The sequence below is a fragment of the Duncaniella sp. genome (assembly GCF_029056165.1).
Taxonomy (GTDB): domain Bacteria; phylum Bacteroidota; class Bacteroidia; order Bacteroidales; family Muribaculaceae; genus Duncaniella.
The window spans coordinates 1-26,370 of record NZ_JAIDBW010000012.1; the positions used below are offsets into that span (position 1 = coordinate 1).

A 26,370-nucleotide genomic window follows, 5' to 3' on the forward strand; every position below is an offset into this window, starting at 1 on the left:
AGTCTATATACAAAAAGAGCGTGAGAGTCTGTATCTGTTACTCGTCCCACGAATCGAGGCTCTGGCATGTGCCCATCACAGTAGAACGAGCAACGCGGAGCCTCACGCTGTATGATATGATGAGGAGGAGTATGTATCGCTACATGCTCCTACATAGGTATATCATACCCCGAAAGGCGCCTATCGTTGCCTCATTCCCGACTGTGATTTTGAAACTGCCAGATTTCGATCCGTCAAGAACAAGCGCTGATAAACGCTCTTATATTATGTCTGCATCCCGCCACGCTTACCCCATATCGGGACTCCGCGGACGATATGCGTCGGTAAAGTTACAAAATCTTTTGATAACGTCCAATAGATTTTTCACTTCGAAGAGAAAAAATTTGATACTTATACCACGTTTAGGCACTAAAACGATTTTCAAAATCTTAGTGCATGGTTAGTGCCCAAGCTCGGTCTGGAGTGGTCTTTTGGGGGTCTTATTTCGGTCCTGAAACGAAAGGATTAGATACAAAAAAACCTCTGAACTACTTGATAGTCCGAGGTTTCTTTGTGGTCAAAGCGCCCATAGGGCGATAAGTCTTCTTTAGTCCGAACCTTTAGCTCGCTGTAACTTGTTTGCAGCAATAAGTTCGGTAGTACTTGGTGGAGCTGGAGGGATTTGAACCCTCGTCCAAACGTGGAACTAATGAGCTTTCTACATGCTTAGTTTCTACTTGGTTTTCGTGTCAAGACAGGCAAGAAACGACCAATCTCGACCTTATCCTCTAAAAATCTCGGCGATTATCGAGGCTTTCCTCGCCATATTTCCGATTTACCTGCACCACCTTGTCGATCCGTCTCGGAAAAAGGACAATCGGGTGATGTCTCGTTTCCGCAACTGTTGCGGAAATAAAGCTAATCTACTGTACTTCGATTAAGCAGCGAGAGCGTAGTTGTTTTCGCCATTTGAAATTTTGATGTCCCTGATTAAAGAGCGTAGCCATCATTGCTCTGCATGCTTACCCACCACCTCTACACGCTGTCAAAACCGGTCAGCCCCGTAGGATAAGTGAGCATGGACGTACTGTCAAAAAAAGAACTCTTTCTTTAGATGCCGTTCATGATTTTAGCTTACAAATATAGTGAGTTTGGGCGATAAAACAAAATATTAGCTCGTAATTATAGAATATTAACATTTGGGTCGTCTAACGGGCCTGTACATTTGTGTCAGAGCCCTCTCTGCGCAAGCCATTGAAATATGTAGCGGTAAAGTGGTTCGCGGACTGATTTTGCAGAGAGTACGAGGTCATGCAGTCCGCCATCGACACGCACACACGTGACATTCGGGCCGAGTCCGAGACCATATTTCTTAATATCCTTAACATCGAGCACACCGTCTGCCCGATTATGTTCGGGAGACCATTGCGACCCGCTTACGCTTGCCGAGGAATACATCAGGAGGATGGGTACGCGTATGTCGGCCTTCCCGCCGCGCAGGGCTTTCTGGGCGAGGGTGATCGCACGAATCCATCCGGCCGTCACCGGAGGCGACTGGATGAGCTTCCAGTCAGTGCGGTAATCCCATTCGCCGTGATAGCGTTTCAGCAGGCTTTCAGCGTAGGCGTCAGACATTCCCTGACTTATCTTGAAGCTCGGCCATACTTTTCCGAGGAGAGTGATGGCTGGTATCAGCTTCTCTTTCCATCCGAGATTCCAGTCGAGGAAGGGACTGTTGAGTATCAGTGCCTTGACGGCTTCCGGATGGCAACGGCTTTCAAAATAGGCTGTCGTCAGTCCGCCCGTAGAATGGCCGATGAGGATGACTTCGGTGATGCCCTGACGCGCCATGATTACGAGAGCCGAGTCAATGTCCTGAAAATATGTGGTCATGTCGCGGACGTCAAACAGCTTGTCGCCTTCGCGGAGCGAACGCCCGTAGCGACGCAGATCTACTGCATAGAAATCATAACCGTGCTCTACGAAGCGGTTGCCCATCTCGGACTGGAAGAAATAGTCGTTGAAACCGTGGACATAGAGCGCACCGCGTGTCACGGGTGAGCCATCGATATGCTTGGGGGCAAGTTTGCGGATGACGGTCGATACGACCGGTCCGGTATAATCGTCGGGCTGCTTGACCTGACACATTTCGTAGCCGTCGCCCAGAATGTCCGGAAGCCATTTGCCGGTATCCTGACCGAACAGATGGGAATAGAATGTGAGATATATGAGCAGGAAGCAGACGAGTATCCTTGGGATCCTCGTGGTAGAGTTATGGGAATGTATTTCCATAAGGTGATCGTGTGTGTGATTCGGTTGTAAGGTGGAGATGGCCGTAGATGGATATATATTACTCCGGTCAGATCCCTGTCGGCGACAAGGCATCGGGCCGGAGTAGGTTATGGGGGACATCGGATGTTCGTCCTCCATACAGATATGGAGGACGGTAGGACCTACCGATTAATTTGACGTTTCAAGTTCAGGAGCGATAAGCTTGTAGCCTTTGCCGTGGATGTTGATGATCTCGATTGACGGATCGTCCTTCAGGTGCTTGCGGAGCTTGGTGATATAGACGTCCATCGAACGTGCGTTGAAGTAATTATCGTCGATCCAGATGGTCTTGAGCGCGAAGTTACGTTCAAGGATCTCGTTGACATGGGCACATAGCAGACTGAGGAGCTCGGATTCCTTGGTGGTAAGTTTGGTCACCTTATCGTCGATCAGGAGCACCTGCTTCTGAGTATCGAATGTGAACTTACCGATCTTGTACATTGTGATTTCCTTGCCCTTCTTGCCCTTCACGCGGCGAAGAATGGCTTCGATACGGAACACGAGTTCCTCCATCGAGAACGGTTTGGTGATATAGTCGTCAGCTCCGATCTTGAAGCCTTCGAGGATATCTTCCTTGAGTGATTTCGCCGTAAGGAAAATGATGGGTACTTCCGAGTTTACGGTCCTTATTTCCTGAGCGAGTGCGAAACCGTCCTTCTTGGGCATCATTACGTCGAGGACGCAAAGATCATATTTCCCTTTGAGGAAGGCTTTGTAGCCGCTTTCACCGTCGGCAAAAAGGTCAGCATTGAACCCCTTGGCCTGAAGATACTCGCGGAGGAGCATGCCGAGATTCTCGTCATCCTCGCAAAGCAGTATGCGCAAACGATCTTCCATAGTTTCTTAGTTTTTAGTTATTGGTAATGTAATTATGAATTTTGTTCCTACATTGAGCTCGCTATCCACGCTGATCTCGCCTCCGAGTTCGCCCACCATCTTCTTGACGTATGCGAGTCCGAGTCCGAAGCCCTTCACGTCGTGACGGTTGCCGGTGGATACACGATAAAATTTTTCAAAAATCTTCTTGAGATCCTCACGCTTCATGCCGATGCCGTTGTCGCGGATGGTGATCTCTATCTTTTCGCCGTTATGACTGACGTTGCGTGTGCTCACAGTCAGCTGCAGCGGTTCTTCCTCGCGGCGATACTTGACTGCATTGTCGAGCAGGTTGAAGATCACGTTGGTGAAGTGCATCTCATCCACGTTGACGGTCGAGTCGTCAGCATCAAGGACTGCCTCGATGTGACCTCCGTATTTTTCGACTTTAAGTTTGAACGTCGATGTGATGTTTGCTATCAGGACATTGGCATCCACGTGCTGAAGACGGAGAGTGGCTTTCTGACGGTCAAACATTGACATCTGCAACACCTTCTCAACCTGAAAGCGCAGGCGTTTGGTCTCGTCGTTGATCACGGTGGATATGTGGCTGAGCATAGCCGGCGATTTCAGCACCGCTCCGTCATTGAGCATCTGGGCCGCGAGTGATATTGTCGAGATCGGAGTCTTGAACTCGTGGGTCATATTGTTGATGAAGTCATTTTTCATCTCTGTCAGTTTCTTCTGGCGGAAAGCAAGAATGATTGTGCAGAGGAATGTCACTAACAGTATGAACGTGAAGATGAACGACGGGATCATGAAGCGGATCGATCCGAAAATGTAGTCACTCTTGGTCGGGAAATATACCTTGAGGTAATACATCTTGTTTTTCGGATCATTCGGGAAGAGTGTCTGTATGAACATCGAGTTCTCGTCGCTGAGGGTAGGGTGGTAGCCGGCGGAGCGATAGACGATGCCACCGACGCGGTTGACCACCGCGAACTCGAAGGGTATTGTCAGTCCATTGTTGTCAAGTTCCGAGCGCAGATAGCTGCTCACTTCCGCCGAGTCAGCGCGTTCGCTTATCGGGCGGTTGCTTGATTGGGTGATGATATTGAAGATGACTTCATCGAGCAGACCTTTCTGATAAAGATATTTACCGCGCATGATCTCGCGCATTGAACTGCTTGCCTTGGGCTTGTCAATGCTGCCTTTGAGTGTGAGGTCATAGTTGGTGCCGTCGGAAGTGGTGAAGTTGTAATTCATGTCAACCGAGCCGTCGGCATTGGTCCGCGGTATGAACTGAGTGGCCATCGTGGCCATGTCCTCTTCAAGATAATGCTTTGTCTCATCCTGTTCCAGACGGGTGCTGACAGCGTAGAGGGAGCGTTTCACACCCTCGGCGAATTGGTCGTCACGCATCTTCTTCATGTTGTTCATGTACATGATCTGTACATAAAGCAACCCGATGAAGGTGAGGGCCATTATTATAGTCAGGAACCAGATAGTCGATTTTTTCATTATTATATAAAAATATGTGTCCGTGTGTGTAGGCTTTAAGCTTCTTGGCCTCAAGTCTGAACTCTTGTCGGATATTTAATATCTTAACAATTGCGAAGTATAATTGTTGTGAAATTTTTCAAATAAGTTTCAATCGTATTAACAATTTGCGTCAAAATTAACATAAAAATGTGAATAAAACAACGGTTGTTTAGATATATATTGTCTTTAAACCACGGTTGTTGCGCCTTTTAACTATTTATAATATTTTGGATTCCAATAAATTTAAGTAAAATGAGTGAAAATGTCCGTCCGAACCATTACGGTCAGACCTGCGTTCTAATACCGTAAACTAAATATGTAATAGAAATATCAAAAACATAAAAACAACTTATATTATTATGCAAACAATCATCAATCAGGAAATCCCCCAGTTCGCAGTCGATGCATTTGTTGACGGCGACTTCAAGACAGTGACCGATGCCGATCTCAAAGGCAAGTGGTCCATCCTTTTCTTCTATCCTGCGGACTTCACTTTCGTGTGTCCGACCGAGCTTGTGGATATGGCCGAGAACTATGACAAGTTCAAGGAACTCGGAGCTGAGGTCTATAGCGTCAGCACCGACAGCAAATTTACCCACAAGGCTTGGCATGATGCCAGCGATTCCATCAAGAAAGTGAAGTTCCCGATGCTTGCCGATAAGACCGGAGTCCTGTCCGAATATTTCGGTGTGCTCAATCCCGATGACTTCATGTCATATCGCGGTACGTTCGTGATAAATCCTGAGGGAAGGATCAAGATTGCCGAGGTTCAGGACAACGGTATCGGACGTAATGCCGAGGAGCTTCTCCGTAAGCTTGAGGCAGCGCAGTTCGTGGCCGAGCACGGCGATCAGGTATGCCCCGCCCGCTGGAAACCGGGCAAGGATACCCTCAAGCCCGGTATTGAGCTCGTAGGCAAGATCTAAAGCATTTTGTAGAAAGCTTTTACTTGGAATTTATTGGTAAAACGAATCTTCCGGTTATATCACTCATCCGGCATCATGCTTGGTCAGGTCCAAGAGTGCCGTATGTGAAAAGTGCTCAGCGGTCGTGCTCCTTTCGTCAGGGGCATGGCCGCTGATTCCTTTTGGCAGGTCGGGTGGGGTGGCTTATTGTCAAAACTTTAATGTCGAATAATAGCGGATTATTTTTGATGCTTATGCCTAAATTTGTAACTTTGCACAATGGATGACCGTAAATCTGTCACCACTCACCTTGAATAAAAATTACAATATTTATTATGGAATATCATGAAATAGGCAAAACCGGCATGAAGGTGTCGGCCCTGAGTTTCGGAGCGTCGTCGCTCGGCGCAGTGTTTCACGACATCAACGAACCCCGTGCGCTTGAGGCAGTCCACGCTGCTGTGGATGGAGGTATGAACTTCATAGACGTGTCGCCTTACTATGGACATTACAAGGCGGAGACTGTGCTCGGCAAGGCATTGCGTGAAATCCCCCGTGATAAATATTACCTCTCGACGAAGGTCGGACGCTATGGCAAGGATGGTGTCAACACGTGGGACTATTCGGCCAAGCGTGCCAAGGAGAGCGTCTATGAAAGCATGGAGCGTCTCGGCATTGACCATATCGATCTCATCAACGTCCACGATATCGAGTTCGCCGATCTCAATCAGGTTGTTAACGAGACACTCCCCGCGCTTGTCGAACTCAAGGAGAAAGGTGTCGTGAGTCACGTCGGCATCACTGATCTCCAGCCTGAGAACATAAAATGGGTGGTGGAACATACGCCCGACGGCATGGTGGAGACCATCATGAATTTCTGTCACTATACGCTCAACGATACGCTTCTGCTCGACTATCTCGACATGTTTGAGGAGAAAGGTATCGGTGTCATAAGCGCGTCGCCACTCTCTATGGGACTTCTGTCGCAGCGCGGTGTTCCCGCATGGCATCCGGCCCCCAAGGGACTTGTCGAAGCTTGCAAAAAGGCTGCCGAACACTGTGCCGCCAAGGGGTATCCGATCGAAAAACTGGCCGTGCAATATGCCATCAGTAATCCTCGTATCGCAACCACTCTCTTCAGTTCAGCCAATCCGGACAATGTGCGCCGTAATCTTCAGTATGCCGAAGAACCGATGGACGAGACTCTTGTAAAGGAAGTCCGCGAGATTATCGGTGACCAGATGGGCGCACGCTGGAAAAATTCATAATCAAGATCAGCAATAAGATATATGGAGCACTTCATTATAGACGCTCATGCCCATCTGTGGCTGCGTCAGGACACCGTGGTCAACGGTCGCCCGATCCGTCCGCTACCCAACGGACGTGCCGACTTCATGGGGGAGGAGCGTCAGATGCTTCCGCCGTTCATGATCGACGGACGAAACACCGTGGAAGTCTTTCTCTCCAATATGGATTATGCGCAGGTGGCCGGTGCGGTCATCGTGCAGGAGTTTATCGACGGAGAGCAGAATGAGTATCTTGCGGAGGTGGCCCGGAAGCATCCTGACCGATTCTTTGTCAACGGTATGTGTGAGTTTCGTGAGCCGGGTTTTCTTCCCAAGGCCAAAGAGCTGATGGATGCCGGATTCCGTGGTCTCGCCATTCCCGCCCATCGTCTTCCGCTTGAAGGAGAGAAAAGAGTATGGCTCAACTCCGAGGAGATGATGCAGCTTTTCAAGGAGATGGAACGCCGAGGTGTCATTCTCTCGATCACTCTTGCCGACGGCGATATGCAGGTCGGTGAGATGAAGGAAGTCATTGAGGAATGTCCGGATCTGAAGGTGGCCATCGGCCATTTCGGCATGGTCACCACTGATGGCTGGATGGAGCAGATCAAGCTTGTGCGTGCTAAAAACGTGATGGTGGAATCGGGAGGTATCACATGGCTCTTCAACTCTGAATTTTATCCCTTCCCCTCGGCTGTCAGAGCCATCAAGGAGGCGGCCGATGAGGTGGGTATGGATAAATTGATGTGGGGTTCGGACTATCCACGTACCATCACGGCTATCACATACCGTATGTCCTACGATTTCATTACCAAATCGACAGAGCTGACCGATGAGGAAAAGTATCTGTTCTTGGGCGATAACGCTGTAAGGTTCTACGGCTTTAAGAATCTTCCCGTATTGCCTTACGTCAAGAACATGTCGGAGTAATCTCTCTCCAGATTATAATATTTCTAAAGCATAATCCAACGAATTAAAAATAAAAGAACTAAAATGCAGTCAGTAAAAATTGTAGCTCCCGGTCGTGTAGTTGTCGAGGAGCAGGCAATCCCGGTTCTCGGTCCGGATGAAGTATTGGTCAAGATTCACTACGTGGGTTTCTGCGGTTCGGATCTCAATACTTTCCGTGGCAAGAATCCTATGGCTATTGATCAGGTGATCCCCGGTCATGAGATCGGAGGTACGGTAGAGGAGGTCGGTGCGGCAGTTCCCGCCGGACTCTTCGAGAAGGGAATGAGTGTTACGGTGAATCCCTACACCGCATGCGGTAAGTGCTCTTCATGCCGTCGCGGCCGCCCCAATGCATGTCGTCACAACGAGACTCTCGGAGTGCAGCGTCACGGTGCCATGTCGGATTATATCGCCGTACCTTGGACAAAGATCATCCCTGCGCAGGGACTCACTCCGCGCGAATGCGCGCTTGTCGAGCCGATGAGCGTAGGTTTCCATGCTGTTGATCGCGGTCAGGTTACAGATATCGACACTGTAGCCGTGATCGGTTGCGGTATGATCGGTCTTGGAGCTATCGTGCGTGCTTCGCTCCGTGGAGCTACCGTAATTGCTATCGACCTTGATGATGAGAAGCTTGCTCTTGCGCGTGAACTCGGTGCGACATACTCCATCAACTCTGCAACCTCAAATCTTGCTGATGAACTTGCCCGCCTCACTGACGGAAATGGTCCTGATGTAGTGATCGAGGCTGTAGGTTCACCGTTCACCTATGTTGCAGCGGTCGATAATGTGGCTTTCTGCGGTCGTGTGGTCTGCATCGGTTATGCCAAGGATGACGTATCGTTCCATACCAAACTTTTCGTTCAGAAAGAACTCGACATCCGTGGTTCGCGCAACGCTATGCCCAATGACTTTGCAGCCGTCATCCGCTACTTCCTCGCTGGAGGCCGTGAGAATGCCGAGAAGCTCATCTCTGCGACAGTCACTCCCGATGAGGCCGGTGAGGCCCTCAAGCAGTGGGATGCCAATCCCGGAAAAGTATTCCGCATTCTTGTGAAATTCGCCTGAACCGACGGATTAATATTGCACATATTAGCTTGAAATATAAGAAGATCATGTCAGAAAAACACTTTTGGCATGATCTTCTTTTGTTTATCATAGGGGTAAAAGTCACACTACTTTCAAGCTGATGTTTTCATATTCCGAAAAATGCTTGTAACTTTGTGTTGATGTCCGGCTTTACGGGCAGAGTATCCAAATTGATCTAAAAATCTTATTACCAATGAAAAAATCGATGAAGTCCTTGCTTTTGGCCGCGTGTCTGGTGACATCCGGAACGGCAAACGCGACTACCGAAAACACGGCAAACAGAATTGATGTCTATAAGCAACTCTGCAAGGAGAATATAGGGAAGGACTATAAACAGATGTTTCGTGATGCATCCGGTGGAGCATTAGTTTATCCGTATATAACTCCCGGAAGTCAGGGCTATGCCAATGTGCTTTGGGACTGGGATTCATGGACTTCCGACATTGCACTGCGTCAGATTCTCGAAGAGCGCGGGTCAGCCGAGGATAAGGAGAAAGCCCTCGTTTATGAGCAGGGATGTATCCTTAATTTCCTGCATCATACAGGAGAGGATGGCTATATGCCCATGTGCATTGACAAGGACAGTGATCCTGCCAAGATAAAACCGGCAGATATATATTCGACAAATATGCACAAGCCAGTGCTTGCTCAGCATGCAGCCTTCCTGACCCGTATCAACGGCGGTGATGCCTCGTGGCTCTCGGAAAAGTTCCATGCAATGCAGGGTTTCATTGACAACTATCAGAACCACCACCGCCATGCGGAGACCGGATTGTATTACTGGCAGGATGATCTCGCCATAGGTGTCGATAACGATCCGTCAACATTTTTCCGCCCCAAAGGTAGTTCCGCATCTATTTTCCTGAACTGTCTGATGTATAAAGAGCTTGAGGCGATGGCTTATCTGGCCGGACAGCTCGGCCGAGATGCTGACGCGCAGCGTTACGCGGCAGATGCTGACGCATTGAAAGCCGCCGTGCAGGAGCATTGCTGGGATGAGAAGGATGGGTTCTACTACTCTGTGGATCTGAATCTGCTTCCGGTGACCAACGAGCCTTCTATCATTTTCGGAACAGAAATGGTGCTCCATAGCGGAATGCCACGTAATTATCCCTGCCTGATACAGCGTATAGGTGTTTGGTCCGGTTTCATGACCATGTGGGCGGGAATTGCTACTGAGGAGCAGGCACGACGTATGGTGGCCGAGAATTACAGTGATCCGCGCACGTTCGGTGCCCCTTACGGAGTCCGCACGCTCTCGAAGCTCGAAAAAATGTATAATATGAACGCTACCCACAATCCCTCCAATTGGCAGGGGCCTATATGGGGCATATCCAATTATCTCGTTTTCCGCGGATTGGTCAATTACGGTTTTAATGACGAGGCCCGTGAACTGGCTGATAAGACCGTGACACTTTTCGGTATGGATTATGAGAAAGAGGGAGCATTGCATGAATACTATAATCCCGACACCGGCGAACCTATAATCAACAAGGGATTCCAGAACTGGAATTATCTTGTCCTCAATATGATTGCATGGCTCGAAGGTCGTGAACCTGTGGCCGAATTCTGATTTGAAGTAAAAAATGCCGGGCCGATGATTACAGTTTCATTGGCCCGGCATTTTGTGTGGATATGCAATAATATGTATTATTCCTTAGCTCTGCGCATTCCATAGACGATGATCACGAGGAAGCAGATGAGGGGGAGCACAAACGAGATGTTGACAGCGGGGAAGTCTGCGATCGTACCGCAGTCGATTATGCGTGCCTGAATCGGAGGCAGTACGGATCCGCCGAGAATAGCCATGATCAGACCTGCCGCACCGAATTTGGCATCATCACCGAGGCCGTTGAGAGCGATACCGTAGATGGTCGGGAACATGAGTGACATGCAGGCAGAGACGCCTACGAGACAATAGACTCCCATGCGGTCTTGGAACATGATGACACCGACTGTGAGGATAGCGGCGGCAGTGGCAAGCACAGCGAGCAGACGTCCTGCGTTGATGTAGCGGAGAAGATAGGTGCAGACGAAACGGCTGCAGCAGAAGATGGCCATTGCAATTATGTTGTACTTCTGCGAGAGGACTTCCGCACTCTTTTCATCAAGACCTTCGAGCATGAAAACGCGTGTGCCGTACTGAATGATGAATGTCCAGCACATGATCTGTGCGCCTACATAGAAGAACTGTGCGATCACGCCTTCGCGGTAACGGCTCAGTGAGAAGATGCGGCGAAGCGTACTGAAAAAGTTGATGGAGTGCGACTGATCGCCGTTCTTGGGCATTCGTGTCACCGCAATCACCACAAACATCAGCAATACGACAAGTCCGATGAAGATATAAGGAGTGATGAGCGTGAGAAGATCGGCGTCACGCACGGCTTCAAATTCGGCATCGCTCAACTGTGCGCGTGCCTCGGTCTCCATCGGGTTGAGCTTGGCCTGAATGAAAGTCATGGCTACCCACATGCCCATCAGTGATCCGACAGGATTGAATGACTGGGCCATGTTGAGACGGCGGGTGGCTGTTGCCTCCGATCCCATTGACAGGATGTAAGGGTTACAGCTCGTCTCAAGGAATGACAGACCGCAGGTCAGTATGAAATAGGCGATGAGGAATGGATAGTAGCTTCCGGTAAGCATGGCCGGATAGAAGAGGAATGCCCCGCAGGCATAGAGGCCGAGTCCGAGAAGGACACCTGCCTTGTAGGAGAAGCGGCGTATGAAAATAGCGGCAGGGAAAGCCATGGCGAAGTAGCCGCCGTAGAATGCCACCTGTACGAGAGTGCCGTCGGTCACACTCATGCGGAAGATCTTTGAAAAAGCTTTGACCATCGGGTTGGTGATGTCATTGGCGAAGCCCCACAAAGCAAAGCAACTTGTAATAAGGATAAACGGTACGAGGTAATTGATGCCGTTGGATCGCAGGAGCGACTGCGATTCGGACGATTGAGATTCTTTCATTTATGATATGTTTGTTTTCAGGTGCGGTTAAGGTGAATGAGAAAAGGTAGGTAGAGGCTGGTGGATCAGTCGTAGAGATGAAACACTCTCTCCATCGGCTGCCATTTTTCTGCAGAGGACGCGCCGGGTTCTGCCTGCTGGAATATCGACATGTAGTCTTCCCATTCCTGTTGGCGCGGGAGTGTTGCCAGACGGGTCATGGCTTCGTCAAGGTCAAGATCGGCCGGGACTTCGAGTATCATCATCAGGCGCGTGCCGCGCAGATAGATATCCATTTCAAGTATGCCCACCTCCTTGATTCCGGCGAGTATTTCAGGCCAGAAATTTTCTTCAGCATGACGTTTGCGGTACTCGGCTATGAGCTCCGGATCATCTTTCAGGTCAAGAGTGCGGCAGAAACGTTTCACCGGCACTTTATATTCCTTCATAGGATAACCGGTTTCCTTCTTTTGCATAATCTGGGTGTTGGGGGAAAAAAGAGGTTGTGTCAGAATAATTAAATTTTGCTGGACCTGCGCTTACGTAGGCCGGAATTCATGAATTTAATCCTGACACAACCTCCTTTTATTGTTTGCTTAATGAAAAATTTTTATTTGTAGATAGGACCGTAAGCGGCACATGCGCGGTAGTCCGAACCTTCCTTATCCATGCCGAATGCATTCCAAGCAGCGGGACGGAAGATCTTGTCCTCTTCGACGTTGTGCATGCAGACGGGGATACGCAGGATCGATGCGAGTGTGATGAGGTCCTGACCGATGTGACCGTAGGAAATAGCACCGTGGTTTGCACCCCAGTTGTTCATCACTGAATATACATCCTTGAATGCGTCGCGGTCGGGGCAGAGACGGGGAACGAACCAAGTGGTGGGCCAAGTGGGGTCTGTACGCATGTCGAGCACCTTGTTGATTTCGGGATCGACGTCAGCTGTCCATCCTTCGGCGATCTGGAGAACCGGACCGAGACCTTTGACGAGGTTGAGACGCATCATGGTCACAGGCATACCGCCCTTGGTGAGGAAGTTTGATGAGAAACCGCCGCCACGGAAGTAGTCACGGTCGGCAGGATACCAAGTGGTGGCACCGAGACAGTTTTCAACATCCTTCTCATCCATCTCCCAGTGGGGTTTCATGGTGGGAACACCTTCGGCATCCACTGACTGGCCTGTACCGTCGAGTGTGGTTGCACCGGAGTTGATGAGGTGGATCATACCGCCTGCGGCACGGCCGGTGAGTTCCTTGCCTGTCACACGATATACGGCTTCAGGACTCCAGTAAGTGCGGACATCGCTGAAGAACTGTGCACGGTTAGTGAGGAGGTGACCGAAGAGCATTGCCACTCCGTTGCATGCGTCATTTTCTGTTGCGAATACGAATGCCTCACGGATGCCGTTCCAGTCGAACGAGGTGTTGAGGAGGGCTTCAGTGAAGTCACCGTTGGGATAGAAGTCGGTCCACTGACGCTGACCTTGGAAACCGCCGGCGATAGCATTGTGGCCGAGAGCTTCTTCCTTGAAGCCCATTTCGCGGAGTTTGGGATTGCCTTTGAGGAGGTCGCGCACGATGAGGGTCATCTTAACGACAAATTCCCAGTCAGCTTCCTTCTCCTCGCGGGTCTTTTTCTTTTCGGGACGATTCTTGAAGTCCTCGCCTTCACGGGGCTTGCAGTACTTTTCAGTCCATGCCATCGCCTTGGCGTATTCTTCCTGATCATAGATGCCGAGGGTCATGCGGCGCATGATTTCGGTAGCATCGACTGATTCGGTGCGCATACCGAGATATTCTTGGAAGAAATCAGGGTTGACAATAGAACCTGCGATACCCATTGACACTGAGCCGATGGAAAGGTATGATTTGCCACGCATGAGTGCCACAGCGAGGGCGGCGCGGGTGAAGCGGAGAAGTTTTTCAGCTACATCAGCGGGGATGCTGTTGTCATCGAGATCCTGCACGTTGTGTCCGTAGATACCGAATGCGGGGAGGCCTTTCTGAGCGTGAGCTGCGAGAACAGCTGCAAGATATACCGCACCGGGACGCTCAGTTCCGTTGAAACCCCATACGGCCTTGGGCCAGTGGGGATTCATGTCCATAGTCTCTGAACCGTAGCACCAGCATGAAGTGACGGTGATGGTTGCGCCTACACCTTCGCGCTCGAACTTCTCGGCGCAAGCTGCTGTCTCAGGTACGCGGCCGATAGTGCCGTCAGCGATCACGCACTGCACGGGGCTTCCATCGGGGTAGCGGAGGTTGGCCGCTATAAGGTCGGCCACTGCTTTGGCAAGATTCATGGTCTTGTCTTCAAGACTTTCGCGGATACCACCCTGACGTGCGTCGATTACCGGACGGATACCGATTTTAGGATAAGTGTTCATGATACTGAATAATATGAAATTAAGTGTATTGTAAATTTACTTTATAGATAATATGCCTATTTAGAGGGTTTTATCTTACGTTTGTAACATTGACGGTAGTCACACAGACCGCAGGAATATTCGAGTTTCCTGACATTCTCTCCAAGACCGATGACACCGCTGACTGATTTTATCGGGGTCATGAGACTGGAAGGGGATAGTCTGACCCCGCAGGGTTCTTCTTCCGGAAAGAGTCGGAAGAGCTGCTGCTGTTCCGAGACATGCCATCCGCAGTAACCGGGACTGAAACGGTTGGTGTGATGCCATCCGGCTTTATCGAGAAGCTCCTGCAGTGCTTCCTCCATTCGGTCGGCAGCTTTTTCGGCTATCACGCTTCCGATGGCGTCGGTGATGAAAACTTTCACCATGTCACCATCGGCCATGAGATCGTGTTGCAACTGTTCGAATTCCATTCCGGCCGTTGCGACAAAGAATGCGTATCGTTGCGAGCCACGGAGCTGACGGGAGATTATGCGTCCGATCGAAAAGTCACGTCCCATAGCCGAAAGGATCTTCGAATCAATGTCAAGAGATCCGTCGGTAATGAATACGCAGAAACGCGGGCGGAGCATCGGACGTATCTGGTCGAGCATGCTCATGGTCTCGCCGACGGTCATATCGTCAGGGACAGCCTTGCCGTAGCCCATCTGCTCGTAGATATCCTCCGGCGTGATTCCGAGCTCATCGAAAGTCAGCTCCTTACTGATCATCCGTTGAACTCCTTGAGGGTTTCAAAGAATGCGTCGATGTTGGCAGCCGGAGTGTGGGGCGGAGTGTCGCAACCGCTTGAAAGAACGAAGTTGGGATGACCGCTCATGCGTTCGAGCAGATCGCGTGTGGCTTCCTTCATCTGATCGGGTGTAGCGTCCTTGAACACTGACACCGGATCGAGATTGCCCATTGCGAGAGCGTCAGCAGGGATGTCGCGTATCACCTCGGCCATGTCACACTTATTTCCGAAGTGGTATGCAGCCGATCCTGTAGCAGCCATAGCTCCGGTGCAGTGACCGGTGTTGCCGCAGTTGTGGAGCACGACGGTGAAATAGTCATCCTGAACGGCATCTACAATTCTCTTCACATAATCGGAAGAGAAACGGCGGCAATCCTCGTCGGACATGAGTCCTGCGGCCGGTTCAGCCATGACCACGCCGTTGACACCTGTCTCTTTCAGAGCCTTACAGTAACGGAGGATGTATTCCGTGCATTTTTCGAGTAGCTTGTGAGCCGCTTCGGTATCCTGATAGATGAGGATCATGATCTCCGACATGTCGTAGAGACGACCGGCAAGCGAGAATGGGCCGATACAGCCTCCGAGCACCGGACGGTCAGTGATGGATCGTGCGGCGAGAAGGTTGGCCTTGAGATATTGGGGGACGCGACCGGCTTTGAGCGAGGGGACTTCCAGACGGTCTATGTCATCAGGCGTGTTGAGCAGATGACCGATCACTGCAGGCACTTCATTCTCCGGAAATGAGATCTCAGCTCCGAAAGCCTCAGCCTCGACAGTGAGATCCATGATGACGGTTGCAGCGGCCGTCGGATATTTTTCGGCAAGAGCCATAATGGCTTTGTGGTGGGTATCACCGTCGCTCACAGCTTTGAGGACAGTCTCACCGATTATCTCTATTCCCGGATGGGTCATCACAGGGATGGCCGTCACATCTTTGCGTGCAATTATGTCACGCATCCACCGGGTCATATTAATTTTCATGGTTAGTTACAATATGAAGTGATTGTAAAATCGTAAAACTTGAATGCAAAGATACTCCTTTTCAGCTTAATTCTATATAAATATTTTCCATTTTCAGTGAGAATTTGTACTTTTGCTATACATTATGAGTGCAGTGACACTATTTTTCTGCATGATTAAGAGGATTAAAAATACATTTTTCACCATAAGTTGATACCATGAGAGTTGTAGCAGTGCTTGCCGCCATGATAATTGCATCGGGCATCACTTCAAATTCAGGAAACATATATGTATCGGCTACCGGAGGCAATGACAAGGCCGACGGCAGTGCCGGGCATCCGTTGCAGACGGTCGGAGAAGCTTTGAAGCGTGCCCGCGAATGGCGCAGGTTGAAAGCTCCGGAAGCTTCGGAGGATATACGCATTATCCTCGACGGCGGAATCTACAGGCAGACTTCGCCTCTTTTTCTGCGCCCGGAGGACAGCGGTACGGAAACGTCGGCAACAATTATATGTGCTCCCGAAGGGACGGATGCTGTCATCAGCGGAGGTGTCGAGGTCAAAGGCTGGACACGTGGTTGCGATGACCCGCGAATCTCACCCGAACTGCGCGACAAGATATGGGTGGCGGATGCTCCCCTCGACGGCAACCGTTTGGTGGAGACGCGTCAGCTCTATGTGGATGGTGCGAAAGCTCAACGGGCCTCGCAATTCGCTCCGGGAGTGATGGAGCGCATGGTCGATTTCAATACTTCGGACCGCACGATCACTGTACCCGATCCCAAAACAGATCTTTCGAAGGCCGGTCAACTCGAAATGTTCGTTCATCAGCGTTGGGCCATAGCCATACTCCGCGTGAAGGATATCCGTGAGGATGGCAAGGGTAATGTGATCGTTTCGTTCCATGATCCCGAAAGCAAACTTGAGTTTGATCATCCGTGGCCGCAGCCGGTGATTGACGGAGAGCGCGGCAACTCGTCATACTTCTTTGCCAATGCGCTTGAACTCCTCGATGAGCCGGGAGAATGGTATCAGGATTATCCTTCGGGCCGTATCTACTATTATCCCGAATCGGAAACCGACATGAATGACCGCGAGGTGGTGATACCCCTCCTTGAGACACTTGTCACTGTCGATGGTAGCCGCGAACGACCGGTTAGCAACATCCGTTTCGAGAACGTTGGGTTTGAACATGCCTCATGGCTTCGGCCGTCGCGTGAGGGACATGTCACACTTCAGGGCGGTTTCCGTCTGCTTGATGCCTATAAACTACAGATCCCCGGCCTGCCTGAGAAAGCCGAACTTGAAAATCAGGCATGGATAGTGCGTCCGGAAGCAGCCGTGACCGTGCGCCATGCCGACGGGATAGATTTCACTGACTGCGACTTCCGTCATTTGGGAGCCACAGGGCTTGACTACATTACTGCCGTGAGCAATTCAAAGGTTGAAGGATGTCTTTTTGAGGACATAGGCGGCACGGCCATTCAGATGGGCACTTTCCCCGACGGCGGTTTTGAGACTCATGTTCCTTATATTCCCGCTGTCGGTAGCGATATATGCCATGACATCACGGTGAAATCCAATGTGATCCGCAATGCCACCAACGAGGACTGGGGCTGCGTGGGTATCGGTGCGGGCTACGTGCGCGACGTGGATATTGCCGATAACGAAGTCTCTGATCTCAACTACTCAGGTATATGTGTAGGGTGGGGGTGGACTCCTCTTGAAAGCGGTATGTGCAACAACCGTATCACGGGTAACTATGTCCATCACTTTGCCGGACAGCTCTATGACGCGGGCGGTATCTATACGCTTTCCAATCAGCCCGGATCAGTGATCACAGGTAACCGTATCGACAATCTGATTGATGCACCTTACGCCACCAACAACCGTGCGTTCTACATCTATTTCGATGAGGCTACGGATGGTTATACCGTCACCGGCAACCAGTGTCCCGATCCCGAATTCGGCTATAACCGTCCCGGTCCGAAGCTCATCGTCGGTGACAACGGCCCGGATGTGAAACTGAATCTCAATCTCCCCAAGAAATAATCATTTTCTATCATCATATCTTCTCCTCGACATTTCATGAAATAAATAAGTAAACAACGATAATCATCACAGATGAAACCAACAAATTATCATTTATTCGATTTTCTTGATTTCGATATAGACTTGAAGCGCGACGAGTCGCTGTGGAAAGCCTGTTCACCGACGGCTGTCGAGTGTGTGGATGGCGATATTCACATAACGGTACCTTTCCAGAAGCAGATGCTTGCCAACGATATGGCGGCAGATGAATCGGCTCCCCGTGAAAACCATACTCTCATTCTCCGTCAGTACGGACCTAAGATCACCCGCATTTTCATGGGCTTCGGCGAACTCTCAATGACCGATAAGTCAGAAATGCTCATGCTCAGCGACCGAGTGGGCAAAATGCCGCTCAAGGCAGAATTTGCTGATGGCGAGTGGATCATCTCGACTGAGGCCGACGGTGTGCGTCGTGCTGTCATCAACCTCCGCGAACCGCTCTTAGATCGCTGGAGCGACCTTCTGCCTGATCCGCAGGAGACACTTGACCTCCGTCTTTTCCCCGACGGCAAGCGCGAGATCCGTCTTGCAGCCTACGACCATTTTTCACCTCCCCGTTATGATGCTCTCCCCGTGGCTTACTGTAAGCTTGACGGTGAGAAGGAGCGCGCCACACTGTCGTTCGAATGTAAGCCGGACGAATGTTTCGGCGGTACGGGCGAACGTTTTGCGAAAATGGACCTGAGCGGACGCACCTTCTTCCTTAAAAATCAGGACGGACAGGGTGTCAATAACTGCCGCACCTATAAGAACATTCCGTTTTATGTGTCGAACCGCATGTACGGTACATTCTATCACACTACCTCACACTGCAAACTCTCGCTTGCCGGCCACTCCACCCGTTCCGTACAGTTCATGAGCGATCAGGCTCTGGTCGATGCGTTCGTTATCGGTGGTGACACTGTCGAGGAGATCATTCGTGGCTACCGCGATCTGACCGGCTACCCGACCATGCCTCCTCTGTGGAGTTTCGGTGTATGGATGAGCCGTATGACATACTTCAGTGCCGATGAGGTCAATGGAATCTGTGACCGCCTGCGCGATGAGCACTATCCTTGTGACGTCATTCATCTCGACACCGGATGGTTCCGTACCGACTGGCTCTGCGAATGGAAATTCAATCCTGAGCGTTTCCCCGATCCCGAAGGTTTCATCCGAGGACTTAAGGATAAAGGTTTCCGGGTGTCGCTCTGGCAGCTTCCGTATGTCGCGAAGGATGCCGAGCAGATTGATGAGGCTCGTGAGAACGAGTACATAGCACCTCTGACCAAGGAACAGGCATCGGAAGGCTCAAACTTCTCGGCTCTTGACTATGCCGGAACTATCGACTTCACCTATCCTGCCGCCACCGAGTGGTACAAGGGGCTGCTGAAGGATCTGCTTGACATGGGAGTTGTGTGCATCAAGACCGATTTCGGTGAAAATATTCACATGGATGCGCTCTACAAGGGCATGAAACCGGAACTCCTCAACAATCTCTATGCGCTACTCTACCAGAAAGCCGCCTACGAGATCACCAAGGACGTGACCGGCGACGGTATCGTATGGGCACGTGCGGCATGGGCCGGATGTCAGCGTTACCCCTTGCATTGGGGTGGTGACTCATGCAGCTCGTGGGATGGCATGGCCGGTTCGCTGAAAGGCGGTCTGCATTTCGGCCTTTCAGGTTTCGCGTTCTGGAGTCACGACGTGCCGGGTTTCCACACGTTGCCCAACTTCATGAATTCAGTCGTGCGCGACGATGTCTATGTACGCTGGACGCAGTTCGGAGTATTCTCATCTCATATCCGTTATCACGGCACGGGTAAGCGTGAGCCGTGGCATTATCCTGCGATCGCTCCGATCGTCAAGAAATGGTGGAAACTCCGCTATGCCCTCATACCTTATATATATGCCGAGAGCGAGCGGGCCACTGTCAGCGGATCGACACTCGTTCAGGCTATGGTCTTCCAGAATCCGGCGGACAAGACCGTGCTTCATATTGATGATCAGTATTATTTCGGCGAAAACTTCCTCGTATGTCCTGTAATGAACTCTGAGAACCGCCGTGACATCTATCTCCCCGAAGGGAAGTGGGTCAACTTCTTTACCGGAGAGGTGCTTGACGGTGCGCGCTGGCTCAAAGATGTTGAAGTGCCCCTTGAGGATATGCCTGTCTATGTGAAATACGGCGCACAAATCCCGTTCTACCCTGAAGCGGTTGACTGCACAGACCAGATGGATCTTTCCAAGACAGTTACGATAACGGTCGATGACGATTTCAAAGGCATCTGGAACGAAAAATTGTTTAACGACTAATTTCCCCATGAAAATGAATACTTGGAAGGAAAATCTTGAAGAGACCAAACGTCACTACATGGATTGGTGGAACCACAAAGGTATCGTCCTCAATATGTGGGAACACTTTCAGGACGGAGTGAAACCTCACGCCGATATTCCGGCTCCGGCTGCACCTGTTGATCTTAATCAGAAGTGGTTCGATCCTAAGTGGCGAGCTGACTATCTGGACTGGTACGTGGCTCACAGTTCGTTGAAAGCCGACATGCTCCCGGTTGCGAATACCCAGCTTGGTCCGGGCTCGCTCGCTGCCATACTCGGCGGTGTGTTTGAGGGTGGGCCGGATACGATATGGATTCACCCCGATCCGAATTATACGGATGAAATCAAGTTTGATGAGAATCATCCCAATTGGCTTCTCCACAAGGAGCTGCTGAAGGCATGCAAGGCCAAGGCGCAGGGGCATTACTATGTCGGTATGCCCGATCTCATGGAGGGCCTTGATGTGCTTGCGGCCATTAAGGGTACCGACAAGGTGCTTCTCGACACCGTCATGCAGCCCGAAGTGCTTGAACGCCAGATGCAGCAGATCAATGATATATATTTCAAGGTCTATGATGAACTTTACGACATAATCCGTGAGGGTGATGAGATGGCTTTCTGCTACTTCTCCTCATGGGCTCCCGGAAAGATGTCGAAACTCCAGAGCGACATCTCAACCATGATCAGCGTGGAGGACTACCGCCGTTTCGTGCAGCCGTTCATCCGTCAGCAGTGTCAGAAGATCGACTACACCCTCTATCACCTTGATGGAGTCGGTGCGCTCCATCATCTTCCCGCACTTCTCGAAATCGAGGAGCTCAATGCCATCCAGTGGACTCCCGGAGTCGGTGAGCCTCAGGGTGGATCACCGAAATGGTATGATCTCTACCGCCGCATACTTGACGGTGGCAAGAGCATAATGGCCTGCTGGGTTACTCTTGACGAGCTAAAACCGCTGCTCGACAATATCGGCGGAAACGGTGTGCATCTCGAAATGGATTTCCATAATGAGGATGAGGTCGAACAGGCCATGAAGATCGTCGAGGAGTACCGTTACCGTCCCGCGAAGCCTCGTGAGGAGAGTGATGTGATCACCATAAAGACAGCCGATGTTAAGGACGAGGAATTTGATGCGGATGCGGAAGTTGCACGCATTATTGAAAAGGTCGAGAGTGAGGCTGTGGCTGCCGTTGCGGCAGTAGAGCCTGTCAAGTTGACACTCGACCGTGAATCAACTCTCTTCAAGGCTATGGAGCGCAGGGTGCTCGTGCTCGACGGTGCTATGGGAACCATGATTCAGACTTACCGTCTTTCAGAAGAGGATTTCCGTGGTGACCGCTTCAAGAATCATGACACAGCCCTGCGTGGCAACAACGATCTTCTTGCCATCACGCGCCCGGATGTGGTCCGTGAGATCCACCGTAAGTATCTTGAGGCCGGAGCTGACATTATCAGCACCGACACTTTTAATGCCCAGCGCATATCGATGGCCGATTTCCGTCTTGAAGGTTCTGTCAAGGAAATCAATCTTGCCGCGTGTCGCATTGCGCGTGAGCTTGCCGATGAATATACGCGTAAAGATCCGTCGAAACCGCGTTTCGTGGCCGGTTCGGTCGGCCCGACAAGCAAGACTTGTTCTCTCTCGTCTGAAAGTCTTCAGCCGGGGTGGGGTACATTCAATTACTCTACCCTTATGGGAGCATACGAGGAACAGGCAGCGGCTCTGATAGAGGGCGGTGTCGATATACTGCTCATCGAGACAATTTTTGACGTGAAGAATGCCGAGGCTGCAATCAAGGCGGCGACTGCTGCAATGGTCAAGGCCGGTAAGCAACTTCCCATCATGCTCAGCTTCTCGGTCAAGACACCTGACGGTCACAATATGCTCGGACAGTCCATTGCGGAATTTATCGCCGGTGTCGGTGACTATCCAGTGCTGTCGGTAGGTATCAACTGCTTTACAGACATCCGTGAACTTACTCCGCTGCTTGTCAATCTGGGTGCTGAGACTGATTACTGTATCTCGGCCTATCCCAATGCCGGTCTTCCCGCCGATGACGGAAGCTATTCGCTTTCGCCAGAAATGTTTCAGAAAGCCGTGTGGCCTCTTCTTGACGGACATGTTGTCAACATCATCGGCGGTTGTTGCGGCACTACCGATGAACATATACGGAAACTCGCGCAGATTGTCGAGCCTGTCAGCGGCCTGTGGCTGTCGCCTCACCGTCCCGGAGTCGGTTCGGCAATAATGGAGACCGCTCCTGTGGCTGATGAAAGCTCGGACGGTGATGTACTCCGTGCACCGTTCCGCAAAGTTGTTCCGCAGATCCACGGAGTGGAATGTGATTGCTGTCCGCCTCTGGTAAAACCGGCAGAGGAGGAAATTGTGGATGACAATGGCGTATTTGATGCCATCGTGGCCGGAAAGGCTGCTGATGCGGCTGAAGCTACCCGCCGTTTTGTCGATCGCGGAGTAGCACCGCAGGAGATAATCAACGGTCAGATGATACGTGCCATGGCCGAGGTAGGTCAACGTTTTCAGGATGGCAAGGCGTTTGTGCCCCAGCTTCTGATGGCCGGACGTGCCATGAAGGCCGCGCTTGAACTTCTCAAACCGATGCTTGCCGGAGGTGCGGCCACTACGCTCGGTAAGGTAGTCATCGGTACAGTGAAGGGTGACCTCCACGACATCGGTAAAAATCTTGTCGCTTCCATGCTCGAAGGCTGTGGCTTCGAGGTAATAAATATAGGTATCGATGTCCCTGCCGAGACCTTTGTTGAGGAGGTGCGTAAGTCAGATGCCGACATTCTCTGCATGAGTGCGCTGCTTACCACAACCATGACCTACATGAAGGACGTGATCGAAGCTCTCGAAGCTGCCGGTCTGCGCGACAAGGTGAAAGTGATGGTCGGTGGTGCGCCTGTAAGCCAGCATTTTGCCGATGAGATCGGTGCTGACGGTTACAGCGACAACGCCAACACGGCTGTGGCTCTCGCCCGCCGTCTGGTCGGTGCTTCGGAATGAATCATGAATAAACTTTAAGAGTAACTTACCTAAAATCTAATTGAATAGTAGTAATGAATGATCTTTCAATGCGACCTACGGACTGGATTGTCCTGATCGCTTACTTTGTGATCCTTCTCGGTATCGGTCTATGGGCCAGCTCCAAGACAAAGAAAGGTTCTCACAAATTCCTTGCGAGCAATTCGCTTAAATGGCATCACATCGGTTTCTCAATGTGGGGAACCAATGTGGGCCCTTCAATGCTCATTGCCTCGGCGAGTGCCGGTTTTGCCGCCGGTATTGTGTCGGGTAACTATGCTTGGTATGCCTTCGTGTTCATCGCCTTGCTTGCCTTTGTTTTCGCTCCGCGCTATCTCGGTGAGAAGATTACCACTCTGCCGGAGTTTATGGGAAAGCGTTTCGGTGAATCGACACGCAACATGCTTGCGTGGTACACGATTGTGACCGTGCTCATCTCATGGCTTGCGCTTACGCTTTTTGCAGGCGGAATCATCATCCGTCAGGTCTTTGGCATCCCGATGTGGCTTTCAGCATTCATCCTGCTTGCAATCTCGGCGTTCTTCACCATTCTTGGCGGTCTCAGGGCCATCGCCTATACCAATGTCTATCAGATGGTGCTGCTTATCCTTGTTTCGGCCACGCTGACCATTGTCGGTATCTGGCATCTTGGCGATCATTCTGTAGTCGGAGGTATCAACACCCTTGCCAATCCCGATGTGGTTCCGTCGCATTACTGGAATCTGTTCCAGCCTAACGACCATAAGGAATTCCCTTGGCTTCCGATTCTCCTCGGTTATCCGATTTCTGGCCTTTGGTTCTGGTGTACGGATCAGTCGATGGTGCAGCCTGTGCTTGCCGCCCGTAATCTTAATGAGGGACAGAAGGGTGCTAATTTCACCGGATGGCTCAAGATCCTCGATGTGGCTATCTACATCATTCCCGGCGTTGTCTGCTTCGCCCTTTGGAAGAAAGGTTTCTTCGGAGATGCACTCATCGAGCCGGATCAGGCCTATATGACACTTGTCTCCAGTCTGTTCCCCACAGGTATGGTCGGACTTGTGATCGCAGTCCTTACGGCGGCTCTCATAAGCACGATCGGTTCGGCCCTCAATGCTCTCAGCACTGTGTTCACTATGGATATATATTTGAAGAATATCCGTAAGGATGCCACTCCGCAGGAAATCGTAAGGACCGGTCATATAGTGACCATTGTCGGTGCTCTCGTGTCGATCCTGATTACGATTGCCGTCGATAACATCAAGGGCATGGATCTTTTCAACGTATTCCAGTCAGTGTTGAGCTTCATCGCTCCCCCTATGGCCGCCGTTTTCGTGGTAGGTGTGTTCTGGAAGCGTTGCACCACTCTTGCGGCCAATATCGTCCTGACCTTCGGCACGATTTTCAGTATCGGATGCGGAGTCCTGTATCTGTGGGTGATACCGAATGCGGCTGACCATGTTCATTTCATGATGCTCTCGTTCTTGATCTTCGTGGTTCTCATTATAAGCATGGTTGCCATAAGTCTTATGGATAAGGCTTCGGAAGAGCGTGCGTCCATGAATGTCATCAAGAGCAAGATGTCAGTCAGCGTGCAGCTTGCTTGGCTTGCTCTCGCCATAGTCATGATCAGTCTCTACATCTTCTTCAACGGACATTGATCGGTGTTTTGGTGTAATTGTACTATTGCGCTAAAAATCATGGACAAGAAAATGCAGCCTCCAAAACGGGGGCTACATTTTCTTGTCTATATTCTGACATTGTGAAGTATCAGACGTGGATTATTCGTTCCGTTTATCCGGTTAACGTGCCCGGTTCAGTCAAACACTTTGTCCCAGTCTTTCCAGACGGCTTCATAGCCGAGGCGGCGGATATCGGCGGCGACAGCTTCCGGAGAGCGCGGATCAGAGACCTCGAATTGCTCCAATGCATCAGGTGTGGATACGTAGCCTCCCGGTTCGGTCTTGCTTCCGGCACTCATGGATGTCACTCCGAGTTTCATCATGTTGGCTCTGAATGCCGGATCTTCACGGGTGGAGTAGGAGATATCTACGTCATGATCAAAGATTCGGAAAGCAAAGGTCACTTGGGCAAGTTCGCGGTCGGTCATGACCACTTTCGGCTGATAGCCTCCCTCGGCGGGACACATGCGCGGGAAGTTGACGCTATAGCGTGTACGCCAATAATTTTTCCTCAAATAGCGCAGATGACGGGCGAGCATGGTCAGATCTGTACGCCAGTCTTCCAGTCCGATGAGCACACCCATACCGATCTTGTGGACACCGGCCTGACCCATGCGGTCGAAACCGTTGACACGCCAGTCGAATATGGATTTCATTCCCTTGGGGTGATAGTTCCTGTAGTTCGCCGCATTGTATGTCTCCTGAAAACATACCACACCGTTGAGGCCGCTTTTGACGAGGCGCGCATAGTTCTCGGTTTTCATAGGCATGACCTCGATGGTGAGATTGTTGAAGTAAGGACGGCATACGTGGAGCACTTCCTCAAGATAATCCACACCGTTGAGCGTTGGAAACTCACCGGAAACTATGAGAAGATTCTCGAATGGTCCAAGCCTGCGGATGGCCTCACACTCGGCTTTGACCTGATCCATTGTCAGAGTGACGCGTTCGAGAGGATTACTGTGGTTGAATCCGCAATAGACGCAGTGGTTTGTGCAGGCATTGGAGACATACATGGGGATGTACATGGATATCGTTTTGCCGAAGCGTTCGAGAGTGTAGCGGTGGCTCAGTTGCGCCATTTCTTCAAGAAACGGAGCCGCTGCCGGAGAGACGAGAGCCATGAAATCCTCAATGCTGAGGTGGTCTTTCCTCAAAGCTGCGCGGACATGGGACGCGTTGCGCGACAGAATGAAATCTGTAGTCTCATCCCAGTTATATTTTTTCAGTTCGTCTGAAAACATAGTCGTGTAGGGTTGGATATTGAAACCGTAGGCCGATGATATTCGATAAC

At 50.8% G+C, this 26,370-nt stretch carries 18 protein-coding genes and 1 other RNA gene; 9 read left to right on the forward strand and 10 right to left on the reverse strand.

The window, feature by feature from the left end:
- Positions 1–643: 643 nt before the first annotated feature.
- From ssrA to K2G41_RS02110, 4 genes are all read right to left on the reverse strand, one after another.
- Positions 644–1,042: a transfer-messenger RNA gene (ssrA, locus tag K2G41_RS02095) on the reverse strand.
- A gap of 167 nt (positions 1,043–1,209) precedes the next feature.
- A complete protein-coding gene (locus tag K2G41_RS02100; protein WP_300113761.1) occupies positions 1,210–2,271 on the reverse strand; it encodes an alpha/beta hydrolase in 1,062 nt (353 codons plus the stop codon).
- A 168-nt stretch (positions 2,272–2,439) separates the two neighbouring features.
- Entirely contained in the window at positions 2,440–3,147 is a 708-nt protein-coding gene (locus K2G41_RS02105; RefSeq protein WP_300113764.1) for a response regulator transcription factor, read from the reverse strand.
- A gap of 6 nt (positions 3,148–3,153) precedes the next feature.
- Positions 3,154–4,647, reverse strand: a complete 1,494-nt coding sequence (locus K2G41_RS02110) for a HAMP domain-containing sensor histidine kinase (protein ID WP_300113767.1) — start codon at positions 4,645–4,647, stop codon at positions 3,154–3,156.
- 380 nt (positions 4,648–5,027) lie between these two features.
- On the opposite strand from K2G41_RS02110, the gene ahpC reads away from it, so the two are divergent.
- The 5 genes from ahpC (at position 5,028) to K2G41_RS02135 (ending at position 10,472) form a co-directional block, all read left to right on the forward strand.
- Positions 5,028–5,594, forward strand: a complete 567-nt coding sequence (ahpC, locus tag K2G41_RS02115; RefSeq protein WP_300113770.1) for an alkyl hydroperoxide reductase subunit C — start codon at positions 5,028–5,030, stop codon at positions 5,592–5,594.
- A 314-nt stretch (positions 5,595–5,908) separates the two neighbouring features.
- A complete protein-coding gene (locus K2G41_RS02120) occupies positions 5,909–6,841 on the forward strand; it encodes an aldo/keto reductase (protein ID WP_300113773.1) in 933 nt (310 codons plus the stop codon).
- 21 nt (positions 6,842–6,862) lie between these two features.
- Positions 6,863–7,789, forward strand: coding sequence for an amidohydrolase family protein (locus K2G41_RS02125; RefSeq protein WP_300113775.1), 927 nt, complete (start codon positions 6,863–6,865; stop codon positions 7,787–7,789).
- Positions 7,790–7,852: 63 nt separating this feature from the next.
- Entirely contained in the window at positions 7,853–8,878 is a 1,026-nt protein-coding gene (locus K2G41_RS02130; protein ID WP_300113778.1) for a zinc-binding alcohol dehydrogenase family protein, read from the forward strand.
- A gap of 358 nt (positions 8,879–9,236) precedes the next feature.
- Positions 9,237–10,472 (forward strand): trehalase family glycosidase, encoded by a 1,236-nt coding sequence (locus tag K2G41_RS02135; RefSeq protein ID WP_300114558.1) that lies wholly within the window; start codon positions 9,237–9,239, stop codon positions 10,470–10,472.
- A gap of 77 nt (positions 10,473–10,549) precedes the next feature.
- Here the strand turns inward: K2G41_RS02135 and fucP are convergent, their stop codons facing one another.
- The 5 genes from fucP to K2G41_RS02160 all read right to left on the reverse strand — a co-directional run bounded on the left by fucP (position 10,550) and on the right by K2G41_RS02160 (position 15,984).
- A complete protein-coding gene (gene fucP / locus K2G41_RS02140) occupies positions 10,550–11,866 on the reverse strand; it encodes an L-fucose:H+ symporter permease (protein ID WP_300113781.1) in 1,317 nt (438 codons plus the stop codon).
- A gap of 65 nt (positions 11,867–11,931) precedes the next feature.
- Positions 11,932–12,321, reverse strand: coding sequence for an L-rhamnose mutarotase (locus tag K2G41_RS02145; RefSeq protein ID WP_300113784.1), 390 nt, complete (start codon positions 12,319–12,321; stop codon positions 11,932–11,934).
- A 134-nt stretch (positions 12,322–12,455) separates the two neighbouring features.
- Positions 12,456–14,234, reverse strand: a complete 1,779-nt coding sequence (gene fucI / locus K2G41_RS02150; protein ID WP_300113786.1) for an L-fucose isomerase — start codon at positions 14,232–14,234, stop codon at positions 12,456–12,458.
- 56 nt (positions 14,235–14,290) lie between these two features.
- Positions 14,291–14,983, reverse strand: coding sequence for a vitamin B12 dependent-methionine synthase activation domain-containing protein (locus K2G41_RS02155; protein ID WP_300113788.1), 693 nt, complete (start codon positions 14,981–14,983; stop codon positions 14,291–14,293).
- Positions 14,980–15,984, reverse strand: a complete 1,005-nt coding sequence (locus K2G41_RS02160) for a uroporphyrinogen decarboxylase family protein (protein WP_300113792.1) — start codon at positions 15,982–15,984, stop codon at positions 14,980–14,982. The genes K2G41_RS02155 and K2G41_RS02160 overlap by 4 nt, the downstream gene beginning before the upstream one ends.
- A 197-nt stretch (positions 15,985–16,181) precedes the next feature.
- On the opposite strand from K2G41_RS02160, the gene K2G41_RS02165 reads away from it, so the two are divergent.
- The 4 genes from K2G41_RS02165 to K2G41_RS02180 all read left to right on the forward strand — a co-directional run bounded on the left by K2G41_RS02165 (position 16,182) and on the right by K2G41_RS02180 (position 25,055).
- Positions 16,182–18,014 carry a right-handed parallel beta-helix repeat-containing protein gene (locus K2G41_RS02165; protein ID WP_300113794.1) on the forward strand — a complete coding sequence of 611 codons (1,833 nt, stop codon included), beginning with the start codon at positions 16,182–16,184 and terminating at the stop codon, positions 18,012–18,014.
- 72 nt (positions 18,015–18,086) lie between these two features.
- The gene (locus K2G41_RS02170) at positions 18,087–20,351 is read left to right on the forward strand and encodes an alpha-xylosidase (RefSeq protein ID WP_300113797.1); all 2,265 of its coding nucleotides are present in this window, start codon (positions 18,087–18,089) and stop codon (positions 20,349–20,351) included.
- Positions 20,352–20,364: 13 nt separating this feature from the next.
- Positions 20,365–23,397 (forward strand): homocysteine S-methyltransferase family protein, encoded by a 3,033-nt coding sequence (locus tag K2G41_RS02175; RefSeq protein ID WP_300114561.1) that lies wholly within the window; start codon positions 20,365–20,367, stop codon positions 23,395–23,397.
- A 53-nt stretch (positions 23,398–23,450) separates the two neighbouring features.
- On the forward strand, positions 23,451–25,055 hold the full coding sequence (locus K2G41_RS02180) for a sodium/solute symporter (protein WP_300113800.1): 1,605 nt from the start codon (positions 23,451–23,453) through the stop codon (positions 25,053–25,055).
- Between the two features lie 155 nt (positions 25,056–25,210).
- Here K2G41_RS02180 and thiH read toward each other — a convergent pair whose 3' ends face one another.
- A complete protein-coding gene (gene thiH / locus K2G41_RS02185; protein WP_300113803.1) occupies positions 25,211–26,320 on the reverse strand; it encodes a 2-iminoacetate synthase ThiH in 1,110 nt (369 codons plus the stop codon).
- Between the last annotated feature and the right edge of the window lie 50 nt (positions 26,321–26,370).

Coding starts and splice junctions, on each gene's coding strand:
- K2G41_RS02100 (WP_300113761.1), bottom strand. CDS start 2,271: ATGGAAATACATTCCCATAACTCTACCACGAGGATCCCAAGGATACTC.
- K2G41_RS02105 (WP_300113764.1), bottom strand. CDS start 3,147: ATGGAAGATCGTTTGCGCATACTGCTTTGCGAGGATGACGAGAATCTC.
- K2G41_RS02110 (WP_300113767.1), bottom strand. CDS start 4,647: ATGAAAAAATCGACTATCTGGTTCCTGACTATAATAATGGCCCTCACC.
- ahpC (WP_300113770.1), top strand. CDS start 5,028: ATGCAAACAATCATCAATCAGGAAATCCCCCAGTTCGCAGTCGATGCA.
- K2G41_RS02120 (WP_300113773.1), top strand. CDS start 5,909: ATGGAATATCATGAAATAGGCAAAACCGGCATGAAGGTGTCGGCCCTG.
- K2G41_RS02125 (WP_300113775.1), top strand. CDS start 6,863: ATGGAGCACTTCATTATAGACGCTCATGCCCATCTGTGGCTGCGTCAG.
- K2G41_RS02130 (WP_300113778.1), top strand. CDS start 7,853: ATGCAGTCAGTAAAAATTGTAGCTCCCGGTCGTGTAGTTGTCGAGGAG.
- K2G41_RS02135 (WP_300114558.1), top strand. CDS start 9,237: ATGTTTCGTGATGCATCCGGTGGAGCATTAGTTTATCCGTATATAACT.
- fucP (WP_300113781.1), bottom strand. CDS start 11,866: ATGAAAGAATCTCAATCGTCCGAATCGCAGTCGCTCCTGCGATCCAAC.
- K2G41_RS02145 (WP_300113784.1), bottom strand. CDS start 12,321: ATGCAAAAGAAGGAAACCGGTTATCCTATGAAGGAATATAAAGTGCCG.
- fucI (WP_300113786.1), bottom strand. CDS start 14,234: ATGAACACTTATCCTAAAATCGGTATCCGTCCGGTAATCGACGCACGT.
- K2G41_RS02155 (WP_300113788.1), bottom strand. CDS start 14,983: ATGATCAGTAAGGAGCTGACTTTCGATGAGCTCGGAATCACGCCGGAG.
- K2G41_RS02160 (WP_300113792.1), bottom strand. CDS start 15,984: ATGAAAATTAATATGACCCGGTGGATGCGTGACATAATTGCACGCAAA.
- K2G41_RS02165 (WP_300113794.1), top strand. CDS start 16,182: ATGAGAGTTGTAGCAGTGCTTGCCGCCATGATAATTGCATCGGGCATC.
- K2G41_RS02170 (WP_300113797.1), top strand. CDS start 18,087: ATGAAACCAACAAATTATCATTTATTCGATTTTCTTGATTTCGATATA.
- K2G41_RS02175 (WP_300114561.1), top strand. CDS start 20,365: ATGAATACTTGGAAGGAAAATCTTGAAGAGACCAAACGTCACTACATG.
- K2G41_RS02180 (WP_300113800.1), top strand. CDS start 23,451: ATGAATGATCTTTCAATGCGACCTACGGACTGGATTGTCCTGATCGCT.
- thiH (WP_300113803.1), bottom strand. CDS start 26,320: ATGTTTTCAGACGAACTGAAAAAATATAACTGGGATGAGACTACAGAT.